Source organism: Olivibacter sp. SA151 (assembly GCF_054130995.1).
In genome coordinates, this window is record NZ_CP096391.1 from 83,801 (window position 1) to 97,889 (window position 14,089).

At 40.7% G+C, this 14,089-nt stretch carries 8 protein-coding genes; 3 read left to right on the top strand and 5 right to left on the bottom strand.

All coding sequences use genetic code 11. The annotated features are described in order from the left end of the window. Positions 1-14 precede the first annotated feature (14 nt). A complete protein-coding gene (locus M1D52_RS00340) occupies positions 15-1,151 on the bottom strand; it encodes an ATP-binding protein (RefSeq protein WP_377610146.1) in 1,137 nt (378 codons plus the stop codon). A 351-nt stretch (positions 1,152-1,502) separates the two neighbouring features. Here M1D52_RS00340 and M1D52_RS00345 point away from each other — a divergent pair, with 351 nt between their 5' ends. Continuing rightward, positions 1,503-2,906: an MATE family efflux transporter gene (locus M1D52_RS00345; protein ID WP_437393986.1), complete on the top strand. Its 1,404-nt coding sequence runs from the start codon at positions 1,503-1,505 to the stop codon at positions 2,904-2,906. Positions 2,907-3,078: 172 nt separating this feature from the next. Here the strand turns inward: M1D52_RS00345 and M1D52_RS00350 are convergent, their stop codons facing one another. Together M1D52_RS00350 and M1D52_RS00355 are read right to left on the bottom strand one after the other, a co-directional pair. Beyond that, on the bottom strand, positions 3,079-5,514 hold the full coding sequence (locus tag M1D52_RS00350; protein WP_437393987.1) for an ABC transporter permease: 2,436 nt from the start codon (positions 5,512-5,514) through the stop codon (positions 3,079-3,081). A 148-nt stretch (positions 5,515-5,662) separates the two neighbouring features. Continuing rightward, positions 5,663-8,074, bottom strand: a complete 2,412-nt coding sequence (locus M1D52_RS00355; protein WP_437393988.1) for an ABC transporter permease — start codon at positions 8,072-8,074, stop codon at positions 5,663-5,665. 476 nt (positions 8,075-8,550) lie between these two features. Here M1D52_RS00355 and M1D52_RS00360 point away from each other — a divergent pair, with 476 nt between their 5' ends. Beyond that, the gene (locus tag M1D52_RS00360; RefSeq protein ID WP_437393989.1) at positions 8,551-9,123 is read left to right on the top strand and encodes a PhnA domain-containing protein; all 573 of its coding nucleotides are present in this window, start codon (positions 8,551-8,553) and stop codon (positions 9,121-9,123) included. Positions 9,124-9,228: 105 nt separating this feature from the next. On the opposite strand, the gene M1D52_RS00365 is transcribed toward M1D52_RS00360, so the two are convergent. Then, positions 9,229-10,971 carry a HEPN domain-containing protein gene (locus M1D52_RS00365; RefSeq protein WP_437393990.1) on the bottom strand — a complete coding sequence of 581 codons (1,743 nt, stop codon included), beginning with the start codon at positions 10,969-10,971 and terminating at the stop codon, positions 9,229-9,231. A gap of 211 nt (positions 10,972-11,182) precedes the next feature. Between M1D52_RS00365 and M1D52_RS00370 the strand changes: the two genes are divergently transcribed. Further along, positions 11,183-11,404 carry a helix-turn-helix domain-containing protein gene (locus M1D52_RS00370; RefSeq protein WP_437361432.1) on the top strand — a complete coding sequence of 74 codons (222 nt, stop codon included), beginning with the start codon at positions 11,183-11,185 and terminating at the stop codon, positions 11,402-11,404. A 160-nt stretch (positions 11,405-11,564) separates the two neighbouring features. Here the strand turns inward: M1D52_RS00370 and M1D52_RS00375 are convergent, their stop codons facing one another. Next, complete coding sequence (locus M1D52_RS00375; RefSeq protein ID WP_437393991.1) at positions 11,565-13,988, bottom strand: ABC transporter permease; 2,424 nt, start codon at positions 13,986-13,988, stop codon at positions 11,565-11,567. Positions 13,989-14,089 lie beyond the last annotated feature (101 nt).

Sequence of the window (14,089 nt, forward strand, 5' to 3'; positions counted from 1 at the left end):
CATGGCACTAATACCTAATATGGATATTTATTTAACCATTCCCAAAAATTGTCGCGATGAATTACTTGTGTTATCTCAGGCTTGTAGTTATCTACAAAGGCTTTTGGGAAATTCACTTTGGTTTTTGGATTCCATTTAAACTCAAAAGCATATAATTTGCCGTCAATTTCTTCTATATAATCTACTTCAGCTTGTTGTTTGTTCCGCCAGAAGTAGGTAGATCCGTAAAAACCATTATAGGCTAGCAGTTTTTTTCTTTCGGAAAGTAAGAAGTTTTCCCATAATGAGCCAATATCCTGTCGGGCTTCCAGTGAACTATAGTTACCTATCAAGCTATTTCTGACACCATTATCGTAGAAAAAAATTTTCTTTTTGGTGTTGATTTCGTTTCGTAGATTTCTGCTAAAAGTTCCCAAACGATAAACTACAAAGACTTGTTCCAATAGATATATATATTGGTCTACCGTTTTTACGTCTGCATCAACTATTCTTGATAACTCATTTAATGATACCTCCGAACCGACTTGCCAAGCAAGCGCTTTTAATATTTTTTCTAATAGCATGGGCTTTTTAACGCCCGTAAGCGCCAGAATATCCTTATAGAGATAGCTGTTTGTTAAATTAGTCAATAAAGGCTTTGCTTCTTGTGGAGAAGTTATGATCTCAGGATAGGAGCCATAAATTAGATAGAGTGACAGTTTTTGAATACTTTGTAAAAGACCTTCGTGTGTCACCAATTCGGAAAAGCTAATGGGATAAAGAAAATATTCCCATTTCCTACCGGTTAATGGCTCTTGCGTAATGTTCGCGATATTTAGAGCTGATGAACCTGTTAATATAAGTTGAAGGCCTAAGTTTTCGTCAACCAATTGTTTACAGATAATCCCAATATCCGGAATCATTTGGGCTTCATCAAGTACAACGATTTTCTTGTCACCAAAACTTTGCTTTAATAAAGCAATCTGATCTGTTTGCCAAATGTTTCGGGTTATTATATCATCACCATTAAAATAAATGGCTTTTTCCGGGAGTTCAGATACGACCTGTTTAACTAAGGTCGTTTTTCCTACCTGCCTCGGACCGAATAGAATAAGAACTTTCTTATGATCTATTCGCTGTAGTAGTCGGTCTTTTAATTCTCTTTGTATCATTAACTATACAAATATATAACTTTTATGGATTTGATTCCATAAAAAGCATAACTTTTATGGATTTGATTCCGCAAAAAGCATAACTTTTATGGATTACTAAACTTGGTAAACTGTTTGCAATATGTTGAGTATCATAATTCAATAAAAGCGATTCTCTTAAGAGTGGTTTGGATTAGCCAGGCGAGGCTTGTTTTTCTATTAGTTGAAATCACTTTGTCTTAAATTACCCTCAAATTGTCAGAATTACCTATAATTTGGTGCGAATTTCTTCCGTATTTTTACCAATATGTTAGTAAGGAACACGTTCTAACATAAAGAGCCAGTTAATGAAAGGTCTAAATAAATGATTCTATGGAGAAGACACAAAATCCACCCACTATTTGGCAAGAGCTAGGTAATGCCATTCGAGGTACAGAAGCTGACTACACGCAGATAAGTTTAAAACGAGCTATTTTGTTACTAGCTGTTCCTATGATTTTAGAGCTCATGATGGAGTCGATTTTTGCTGTTGTAGATATTTATTTTGTAGGCAAATTAGGTCCCTCAGCGGTGGCTACTGTGGGACTTACTGAAACGTATCTGTTTCTATTATATTCCATTGCAATGGGACTTTCCACGGCAGTAACAGCAATTATAGCACGTAGAATTGGTGAACGGAAAAAAGAAGAAGTGGGATTGTCTGCTGTTCAAGCAATATTCATTGCAATCTTAGCGTCCCTGCCTTTTGCATTAGCCGGTATCTTTTTTTCTAAAGAGCTGCTTGCCCTTATGGGAGCAGATGATTGGGCCATACAGCATGGCTATGGTTATACCCAGTGGATGCTAGGTGGAAATGCAGTAGTGATGTTGCTTTTTGTAATGAATGCGATATTTCGAGGTGCGGGGGATGCGGCAATCGCTATGCGTGTACTGTGGGTGGCTAATGGCATTAATATTCTCTTAGATCCGCTACTCATATTCGGCTGGGGGCCAATTCCTGCTTTTGGTATTGAAGGTGCGGCTATTGCAACCAATTTGGGCAGAGGGGTAGGTGTGGTGATGCAGCTATGGGTACTATTTAAAGGGGGAAAACATATTCGCGTGCGTATGGATCAGCTAGTTTGGGATATGAAAACAATGTTTGCCATATTGCGTACATCCTTGGGTGGTATCGGTCAGATGTTAGTGGCGATGACTTCCTGGATTTTTCTAATGCGAATTTTAGCAGAAGTTGGAAGCGAGGCAGTGGCGGGCTCAACCATTGCCATGCGTATCATGATGTTCTGTATGATGCCTGCTTGGGGCCTATCGAATGCTGCCGCCACTTTAGTGGGCCAGAATTTAGGAGCAGAGAGACCCGATCGGGCCGAGTCTGCCGTGTGGAAGATTGGCCGCTATAATATGGTGTTCATGCTTATCATTTCATTGGTGTTTTTCTTCTTTAATAAAGCATTGGTAGGCGCCTTTAGCATGGATGACCGGGTTATTTCTATAGGGAGCGAATGGCTGCGTATTATCTCTTACTCTTTTTTTATTTATGGTTGGTGGATGGTGTCTGTACAGGCTTTTAACGGTGCCGGCGACACAAAAACACCAACAATGATAAACCTCGTATTCTTTTGGCTTATTCAGATTCCGCTTGCCTATTTTCTGGCTATTTCGCTTAATCTGTCCCATACAGGTGTGTTCTGGGGAATATTTGCTTCCGAAACAGCGGTAGGTATTTTTACCCTTTGGCTTTTTTCGCGAGGCCGATGGAAAACGGTTAAGGTTTAGATTGCAGTACGAAGTATCAAGAGGTCAGCCTTCCGCAGGCAAGTAGGTATCAGGATATTTCGACGTTAAGGATTTTATGGTGCTGAAATATCCTGATATTTGTATTGTTTCGTTCTCAAGTGTTATCATTTTATAAGGTAAGTACCCTATCTGGTTAGGATGGGTTGCGTTCCTATTCAGACCGTAAAGACTTCACCGGATTTGCCATCGCGGCTTTAATAGCTTGGTAACTCACAGTAAAAAAGGCAATAACCAGTCCTAAGAAAGTGGCTGCTACAAATATCCACCAGTGAATTTCCATATGATAAGCAAAATTGGCTAACCATTGATCCATAGCAAACCAGGCGAGGGGTGATGATATAAGCCCCGCGATTAATACTAATTTCATGAAATCGGTGGATAGTAGTTTGATAATATTGTTAACGGATGCGCCAAGTACTTTACGTACCCCAATTTCTTTCGTACGCTGTTGAGCAGTATAGGTTGCAAGACCCAATAATCCTAAACAGGCGATAAAGATTGCCATGCTAGAGAAAATGGAAAATACGTTCCTGAAATGGGCGTCAGCTTCATATTGCCGATTAAAGCTCTCATCAAGGAAGCTATATAAATATGGGCGTTGTGGCGCCAATTTTGTCCATATCTCGCCTAATTTACTAATCGTTGCCGGTAAATTATCCGACTGTATTTGCAAACTCAGAAATCGGCTTGCCATAGGAGCTAAGCGTAAGGTTAGGGGTTCAACACGTTTATGAAGAGAAAGATAATTAAAATCTTTTGTTACACCGATTACCGTTCCGTCCCGTCCCCATTGCGAAAAGCGCTTCCCGATAATATCTTTCGGGTTGCTATAACCATAAAGCCTTGCCGTAGCTTCATTAATGACTAAAGAATGTAATGTGTCTGCCGGGAAATCACGCGAGTAAGGCCTGCCGGCGACCATTTCAATGCCGAAATGGGGAATGAAATCAATATCCACTTCAAAGATGGCCGGAACTTCCATAACGGAATTACCATTTGCCGTCTCGATACTCGTACCGGCATTGGGGAAATAGCTGCCAGGGACGCTACGGGATGCAGATACGGATACGACTTCTTTTTCGCGCAAAAAAGCCTGCTTAATGGACTCCAATTGCCGGAGTACCTGTTCATCATAATTGAAGTCTATGACCAACATATGGTTTTTTTTAAACCCGAGATTTTTATTTTGCAAGTGATCTAACTGTGATACGACGATAACAGTTCCGGCGATTAGGGCAATTGACAAGCTAAACTGGAAAATAACCAAACCTTTCCTTAAAAGGACTCCTTTTGGAGAAGTACGGAAAACACCTCGAAGGATGGTAATGGGCTTGAAACCGGATAAGACTAACGCAGGGTAGCTTCCTGCTAAAAAGCCGGTAATGAACAGGGTAAGGAGGAAAAGTAAAAATGTTTGCCAAGTAAAGACAAAATCCGCGTTGATCTGCTTCCCGGTAACAGCGGCGACAAACGGGAAAAGCAGTAAAACCAATAAAAGCGCTAAAACAGCTGATATGAAAATCATAAGGAACGATTCAGTCAGAAACTGCCAAATCAATTCTTTTCTTGTGCTTCCTATTACTTTACGTACGCCAACCTCTTTAGCCCGCTCAAGCGAGCGTGCCGTTGCCAAATTCATAAAGTTGATGCACGCTATACATAAAATAAAAATACCTATTACCCCAAAAATGTATAAATTGGCTAAACTACCGGTAGCGCCGGGCTGACGATCGGCACTTGAGTGCAAATAAGCATTTAACATCGGTTCAAAGGCAATACTGTACCGACCATCATCATTAGCATGGTGCCGATTTAGAAAGGCAGGAATGTCTGCCGTTAACTGCTCAAGATTTGCTTTTTCCGAAAGTAGGAAATAAGTATAGAAATCCACATAACCCCACTCATCAAAAACCTCTGCCCAAGATTGCTTAAAGGAGCTCATAGACATGAGCGCGTCAAAAGTGAAGTGTGAATTAGGGGGTATGTCTTCTAAAATACCGGTTACTGTATAGACACCTGGGGCGGCTCTCCCACCGGTATTACCTCCTTCAATGGTTTTGCCAATTGGATTTTCGTCACCAAAATATTTTTTAGCCGTACTCTTAGTAAGCACGGCGGAATAAGGGGCAACAAGTGCTGTTTTTGGATTACCGGCAAGCAATTTCCAACTGAAGACACTAAAGGTGTTGGAATCAGCAAAAAAGACATTGTCTTCTTGAAAGGCTTTGTCACCATAGCGAAGCAATACAGGGGATCTGCCGGAAAATTGGACAACCTCTTCTACTCCCGGAAAATCAGCTTCTAGCGCTTTTCCCACCGGTGCATTCCCCCAAATTTGATAGGTATAATCCCCTTTTTGCCCCGCTTTCGTTGTTCCGCTGGTTCCGATCTCTTTATAACCGTGAACAACGCGATAAATCCGATCCTTTTTCGTATGATACTGATCATATGATAGTTCATTTCGAATGTAAAGTCCGATAAGAAGACAGCTGGCAAGGCCGATAGCCATTCCGGCTATATTAAGCGCCGTGTATCCCTTGTTTTTTAAGAGGGTTCGCCAAGCGATTTTCATGTAATTCTTTTTCATATTAAGTATCTTTTGAGTTGTAAGTTTTAAGTCTCACGTTTTACGTATAAGGCGCTACAAAAATTCTAATGGTCTTCGATGTGGCTTATTATTTAGCTCTTTTATTAGTTTCGAGTTACTTATGACCTAAAACTTGCTACTCAGAACACTATTCACTTCGCAAAGAATCAACCGGATTCGCTATTGCAGCTTTAATAGCTTGATAGCTTACCGTTAATAAGGCGATTGTAACTGCGCCTAGTCCGGCGAAGGCAAACATCCACCATTGCACGGTTATTTTAAATGCAAAGTTCTCTAACCATTTGTTCATGGCCCACCAGGCAATTGGTGTGGCAATCATTAACGCGATCAATACAAGTTTGATAAAGTCTTTAGAGAGCAGCCCGGTTATTCCGCCAACGGTAGCTCCCAGCACTTTGCGAATGCCAATTTCCTTGGTGCGTTGAAAGGCGGTAAAGGTGGCTAGGCCGTATAGTCCAAGGCAGCTGATCAACAAAGTTATAGCGGTAGCCACATTCACCAGTCGGGATGTACTATGCTCCTGCCGGTATAGCGATTTTATCGTGTCATCATAGAATTGATAAGAAAATGGCACTGTCGGGTAAACTTGCTTCCATTCTTGTTCAATAAGGGCAATCGCCTTTTTCCAGGAGGAAACCTTAGGTGAAGATAGTTTGATATTAAAAGTTGTTAATCCAGGCTTTTGCGCTGTAAAACCGAGTAAATCAATTGTGCTCTTCAAGTTAAACTGATGAAAATCTTTAATAACTCCAACAATAGTCCGCGGCGTGTTACCTTGATATAAAGTTTGCCCAATGGCCTCTTCGGCACGAGAGAAGCCAAAGGCTTTGAGCGCGGTTTCATTTAGAAGCAATTCGCGCACGGTATCCGTTAACTGGACGTTCCTTCCCGCAAGTAACGGTATTTGATAAAGATCAAGGTAATTATTGTCTATATTTTTAAACATCACTTGCTTTTGTATGGTGCCGTTTTTTCCGCGATAATCCATTAACCAAGCCGTCATTCGGTCAATCATCGGTAAGTCGCCCAAAGAAACCGCTGCGATCTCGGGATGTTGAGCCAGTCGTTGCTTTAAAACAAATTGAGAGCCTTGAAAAAGCGAGTCCTGCTGTAGCCTATAGGGGATTTCGACCGTTAAGATGGCTTCATGTTCAAAACCTAAATCTTTGTCCAAAGTATATTTCAGTTGTTGTCCGATAATAATGGAGCAAATCACAAATACCTGCGCAATTACAAACTGGAACACAATCAGTCCCTTACGGAGATTCAACTGATAGCCCCTAATCGATTGCTTTGTTTCGCCTTTTAATACGCGGACTGTTTGTACACGGGTAGCGAGCCAGCTAGGATAGAGTCCTGCAAGAACCGTAATAATACTGATCAATGCAATGGAAAAGGCAATCATACCGGGATAATTGGTGAAATTGTCCATACCCTCGGGGATGTATTCCGCAAAAACGCGCAGGGATAAAAATGTTAGAAATAGTGACAAGGCGACTGCTAGTAGACAGACAACAAAAGTTTCCAATAAGTAAGAACGGATAATGATTCCTGACGTACTTCCTAACGTTTTCCGAACACTTATTTCTTTTGCACGCTGCGGTATTTGTGCGGTGGTCAGGTTAATATAATTGATACAGGCTAAAGCAAGCAAAAATGTAGCGATTCCGATAAGTCCATATAATACGGTTTTATTGGCAGTACGGGTGTCAGATTGAGTGGCAAAATGTTTGTCCTTCAGCTGAAGCAGCTTAAAATGTGATTTAAAGTTACGTTGTTTAAAAACCTCGCTGTTGACTTTTTCGTTTAGCGCATTCAATTGATCAAGAACGGTCTTAGCACTCACTCCTTTCTTAAGCTTAACAAACAACAGCTCGTTGGAAGATAAGCTGCTCCAATCGGTACTGGTTAGACTTTCTTGGTCTATAGGAAAAAACTCTTGTGCAGGAAAACTATTGAGATAGCCTAAATCAGCGAGAACACCGGATACCGTTTTTTGTATGGTATCATTATAGGTGATGGTTTGCCCAATAATTTCTGAAGGGCGTTTACCGGGGAAATAGTATTGTGCTCGCGAAGCAGTTAATATAACTTGCTCTGGTGTTTTCAGAGCCTGATGGGCATTTCCCGCTAGCCATTGATAGCCTATCATTTTAAAATAGCCTGGTAATGTGGCTATCCGTTCAGAGAGGTTTTCTACCAACGGACTTTTGGTAGTTTCGGCCGTTTCATAATGCTGATAATAAACAGGAGAAACCTCCTCCAGCCCGGAAATTTCCCGGAGCATTGCAGGCAATACACCTTTAGGAACAACAGCCATCTCACGATCCCGTCCATCTGGTGTTTTGAAGCTCGATGTCAGTTGAAAAATGCGTTCACGATCGGGTTCAAATTTATCATAACTAAATTCAAAGCTAACCATTCGAAAGATGATCCAGGACGCGCTAATGCCGATGGCCAATCCCAAAATATTTAAACCTGTAAATAGTCGATTCCGCCATAAATAACGAAAGGTCGCTTTAAGGTGATGATTAATCATTTGGTCTTACTGTATAAGATTTCAATATGTATTGTGTCGATTACGTTGTTGCCGGGTACTATTTTTCAATGACGAACGTACCTTAACCAACTGTTTGTGCACAATTAGGCGGCCACAATAAAAAAGCAGTGCTTTCGCAGCTTGAACGAGGTTTACGATAAAGTGATGTACGGAAATGAACAAAGAGTGTTCGTTTCCGTACAAAGGACAGCTGAGAATACCATTTTGTAAGGTAACCTTTAGGAGGGCGGTATAAAGGTCCCATAAAGAAAGATCCCGAAGCGTAAAAGTGTCGGGGATTGATTCGGTAAAAAGGTGTCCTAATTCTTGAGTTAAATCCAAGAGTATTATGTTTTTTAGATGATATTTTGGAACATGATTGATATATCCAGACCGTAATTCAGAGAGACTTTTAGACTGCGAAGAATCTATTTAGCCATCATAAAAGCGTATCTTTGCAGTCTAAAAGTATATAAATGGTAATAAATGAAACCTTAATGGTCAGAAGCGGTGGGAGATGTGAGTTAAGTAACAAAGAAGGGGAATTGGTGGTTTATAGCATAACTCCTGATAGCTATTCGAATAATGAGCTTGTAATAGCCAAGACATTAGCGGATCAGCTGGAAGGTAAAGAAGCTTTTTCTCCCGAAGATTGGCGTTTCTTGCCGGATGTTATGTGGAGTGAGCTACCGGCCGTGCAGGTATTAGCTTGGCGGGTACTTAATCGTCTAAAAGGAGAAAGTTGGGCTGCGGACTCACTTGGCATTCTTTATTTAGAACCAGAGACGCTTTCGTGGGCACAAGCTGGGGTTTTTGAAGAAGGAGAAGCTCTTAAGCCGATGCATAAGGATGCAAATGGCAATGTGCTCCAAAATGGCGATTCCGTGGTATTGACAAAAACATTGGACGTAAAAGGAAGTTCGCTCTCTGCGAAATTAGGAACCGTAGTGAAAAATATTCGTTTAGTTGAGGATAATCCCGAACAGATAGAAGGAAGAGTAGAAGGGCAGCTGATTGTGATCTTGACTAAGTATTTACGGAAGCAATAAGAATAAATTTTGCGGTCCAGTGCCGCAAAATTTATAATCAAAGATAAAGGTATTTGTGCAAGGCTGCAGCAAGGTTTAGGAAAGACTACAACGCATTGCTAGGTTCTACGGCAGGGCGTCATTTGCCGTTTCAACCGGTTCGTTATTTACAACAGTCCCTTCTTGGATTCGCCTTTCTAATTGAGCGAAATGGGTGTCACAACAGGCCTTGGCAATCGTTTGAAAACGCTCATAACAAGCCATAGCAATTTCAAGCTCGCGATCATTTGGTGCAGCTTCCTTTTTATAACGAACAGCGTGTAGACTGTTGCTAAGTGATTTAAAAGCTTGTTTGGCATCTGATCCACCAAAAGCAAAACAATCGGCAAGCTGTGGAGATATGAGCTTTGTTATCTGTAGCAGAAATGGAAGTGTACTCTGATCTACATGATAGCCAAGGCAGGCGTAGATTAAACCAATGCAAAGTTGTTCCATACTCTGTGAAACAAGGAACATGGCGATGTGGGTGTCTTGTCTTTGATGAATAGCATGATGGGCACAGACTAAAAAAGTGTCCGACTTATACTTTTTGTAATTCCAAACGGATCTTGCCTTTTCCAAGGCAAGGCTCCAGTCGGGTTCCGGAATTAGTAGGGCTGGTTTATCTGAATGTATATAAAGTGTTGTTCCGAGGCTTAGTGTTTGGATAAAAAAGCGATTTTTCTTTTCCAAAGCTTGGCTGACGCGCTGATGTGCAGATAAAATAACCGTGACGCGAATTTCGGGATGCACAATGATGTGACTTTTGGTGGTACTGCTGTTGGCGCCAATGCCCAATAAAAAACAGTGATCCGTTTGCTGATTGTCGGGTATATCTTGATAGAGCGTTATCTTTCTTGAATTGCCTGTTTCATGGCCAATAAGAACCAATTGTTGCAAGTTCTCTTTTTTGATGAGGTTTGTGCAAATGGTGTTTAATGTCTTTTTTTGCTCATAATTTAATTGTTTGCCTAGCTGATCTGGAAAAGATAAAGTAATAGCAGTTGAAGTAGAAGAGGCCATTGCTTCAATAGCAGGCTGACTGCCTTTTTGCTGAATCATGTCCTCCAATACGATCATATTTTGTTGATAATAATTCGCACACCATGTTAGCAACGGGATTAGCTTATCAATTAATTGCTCAAGCTCCTCCTGCTCCACATCGAACTGCCTTTGGTAACGAACTGCCGTATAGGATTGATCGATCAATTTGAGTAATCGATAGTAATAAGATTCTTCTTTATCAAATACCTGACTAAGATCAGGAATATATTTAGCCATTAATTTTAGGTGCTCCTGCAAACTATGGCTAGGACGATCGCGCTTGAAGATAGCCTGCTCTATGCCACGGAATGTTAATTCCGTGGCCTGATGCAGCATAAAGAGCGCTTGTGCAAAATTTCCTTTGTTTCTGTAGAACTCCATACCTTCCAAAAAATCGCTTTGCTTGCGCTTCGCTTTTTCATAATGTTCAACCGCCTTCATGCACGTGTTTTCCAGTTCTTTTTTGGTGGGATCGGGAAGTGCCTTTTGACCTATACCGAGTTTAAGATTTTGTTCGCGGCAAGCTAAACTATAATAAAGCACCCCATTATTGATGGCGGTTTTTAACTCACCATAGGGTATCAATGTAAAATGGTGAAAGGGAATTTCTGCGAAACAAAGCTCGGCCATGGGTTCTAGGGCTTTAGTGGGAATCTGACATTTAGAGTCAATAACTACCAGTACATGCTGTTTCTTTTCGCTAAAAAAAGAATAAGAAAATTTGAAAATGCGATCGACGGGGATTTTCTCCGCCAGTTTTTCCAGAACAGGTTTGATATCATCCATAATCAAAGGGTTTACAATGTATACTTATTTATTTGATAGGCTTTAAATCTCTAAGAATTCATTTGGATGAATCAAATATACTTTCAATCCATATTTATTGTAAAGAATTTCTTTACAATTATAAAGAAAATATTTCAATATGCAAATAAAATGTAAAGAAATTCTGTATAAATTGAATATTTGTCGGTACGAGTAACTAGAAAAAGACCATATGACCCCTTTAGGAGAATATTTAGCAAAGAAGTCTGTCAATAAATCGCTTGTTGCTAGACGCACGGGCCTTAGTAAACCAAGAGTTAGTGAGCTGTCGCTCAACCCCACAGCAAAATTAAGAGCCGATGAATTGGTATTAATTGCAAAGGCAATTGACGTTGATCCCTGTGAGCTATTAATAAAGCTTTACGGGCATCTCGAGCTGAAAGAGAGTAGGTAACAGAGTGAGCAGATTACAATCTCTCCTTGAACATATGGGGGCCGAGGGCACTGATTTCAATGCTTTTTGGATAGCAAAGTATAACAGGAAAAGTGAAGGTGCAACAACAAAATTTTCCAAAATTCGGTAGTGCAAAGGGAATGTTAACTTAAAACATCATTTATTCACTTCTCAACGAGTTCACCGGATTCGCTTTTGCTGCTCGTAACGACTGAAAACCAACTGTCAAAATTGCTATTAGCAGTGCGGCAACTCCCGCCAAGGGAAAGACCCAAACGGGCATATCCATACGATAAACAAAATCTTCCAACCACAGATTCATAATCCACCAAGCAATAGGGGCTGCAATTAGAAAGGCAATAATAACAGGTTTCACGAATTCGCGGATCACTTTACCGGTGATATTAGCTACCGAAGCACCCAATACCTTCCGTATGCCGATTTCCTTTACTTTTTGATGAATAATAATAAGTGCTAGACCAAATAAGCCCATGCATGAAAGCAAAATGGCGATTCCTGCCGAGACTGAAAAAAGCGTAGCTAGGCGCTTTTCTTTCTTATACCAGCGATCGATATTTTCATCAATATAACTCCCTTTAAATTCAGCATCCGGTTCCAAGCTGGCATAAGTTTTCTTTAGCATATCCATAGTAGCAACCGGGTTTTTCGTATTGACTTTTACGAAAATGTAATCTAGCGAAGCGTTGCCTTCAATAGCGATTGTGAGTGGCTCCGTTGGGTTGTGCATAGAATATAGGTGAAAATCCGGAATGATGCCTATGATATGCCAGCCATTGCGACCCGCCGAATCGGTGTTAATATGGCGCCCCAGTAATTGTCCGCTACCGAGTTGCTTGGCCATACTTTCCGTGATGATAACGGCTTCTGATGTGTCTGCTGAAAAAGCAACAGAGAAATCCCTCCCTTCCAATGGTTTAATGGATAGTGTTTTCAAAAAATCGTAATCAGCTGAAATGTAAGTCGTTTTTATATTCTTTCCTTCATGGCTAAAACCGACCTGCGATTTAGAAGTGCTCCCATCTTTGCCAACGCCCAAATTAACGTCTGCACCCGTTACACTTACTACTGAAGGATTAGAGGCAAGACGCATACGCAATTTGGCACTAATATCCCGCCCGCGTGTAACGTCCTTAACGGGTATACTAATAATTGAAGATGTATTATAACCCAAACTAGCCGTACGTAGATGCTGAAATTGTAAGTAACATATAGCCGTCGCACAGATCAGTACAATAGCGGTGATAAACTGGAGCGTAATAAGAATGTTCCTGCCGATTCCTGATTTAATAATGCTGAATTTGCCTTTAAAGATATCTGTAGTTTTAAGCTTATTCAAGATGAAAAAGGGGTATCCGGATGATAAAAAGGAGATGAGTATCCATATAGCACATACACTGACCGCCATTTGCGGATTGTAAAGAACTGCATGGTCGAGTTTAAAAAAATTATAAAGGGTCAGTATTTTAATAAGCGTAGCTACACCTAACAAACCTATAAATAATGAGAAGCCGATCTGTATAAAATTCTCCCAAAACAATTGTCCCCATACCTGCCGGGCGGCGGCTCCTAGACATTTCCTGACACCTAATTCTTTACTTCTGGTAAAGGATAAACTTATTTGGATATTGATAAAGTTGAAGCAGGCGATAAATAAAATAACGATACTTACCAACAAAAGAATATAAAGATAGGTCTTGCTGACGGTGTCGCCTGAGCCTATTTCAGTATTAAAGTGAAGGTTGTTTAAGGATAATAATCGCATACCTAAATAGTCACCGTTGGCATCCGCTTTGAATCCATCTCTTTTTAAAGATGCTCCATCTGGATGCAAATACTTTTGCACAAACAAACGCAGTTGCTTTTCCACCTGTGCTTGACTTACATGTGGCGCGAGGCGCACGTATACATTGTGATGCTGCTCATACCATTCTTCCTTGGTTCTGGCCCAATTGGGGTCTAGTTCTGTACGTGCCAAGATGGGGAGCTTAAAGGTTGAATTTTGCGGAGCGTCTTCCATTACAGCAGATACGATAAGACGCTTCCAATCGCCTCCTATTTTAATCTCAACTGGTTTTCCTATGGGATCTTGTTCACCAAACAAATTAGTTGCAGTCGTTTGATTCAGCACGATAGCATCGATGTTATCCAACGGTGAGCGAGTTTGACCTTGTATAATACGGAAGGAAAAGATATCGAAAAAGTCAGGATCAACTAGATTTATTCCCTGCTCGAGTGATTTGGCTCCATTACGAATTTCTCTACCACTGTTTTTAATTCGAGTTACTTTGTCGATCCCAATGTTTTCCTTCTTCAGGTAGGTAGCTACCGGATAACCCATGGTAGCGCCAAGTTCCGTACCCTTTACCAAATTATGAAATTCATAAAGCTTAAATACGCGATCTTTATACCGATGAAACTTATCAAAAGAAAATTCGTGATAAACAGCAGCCAATAATAGCATGCTACAGATAAAGGCGATGGCCATTCCCAATATATTAATAAAGGTGTGCGCCCTATGCTTTAGCATATTGCGCCAGGCAATTTTTAGATAGTTTCTTATCATTTCGTTGTCCGTTACTCGTTGTTTGATCTGACGCGTATTGGCAGATTTCGGCATCTTGATTGACAGGTCTACCAATAACTAGCAACCAAGAACCGATAATT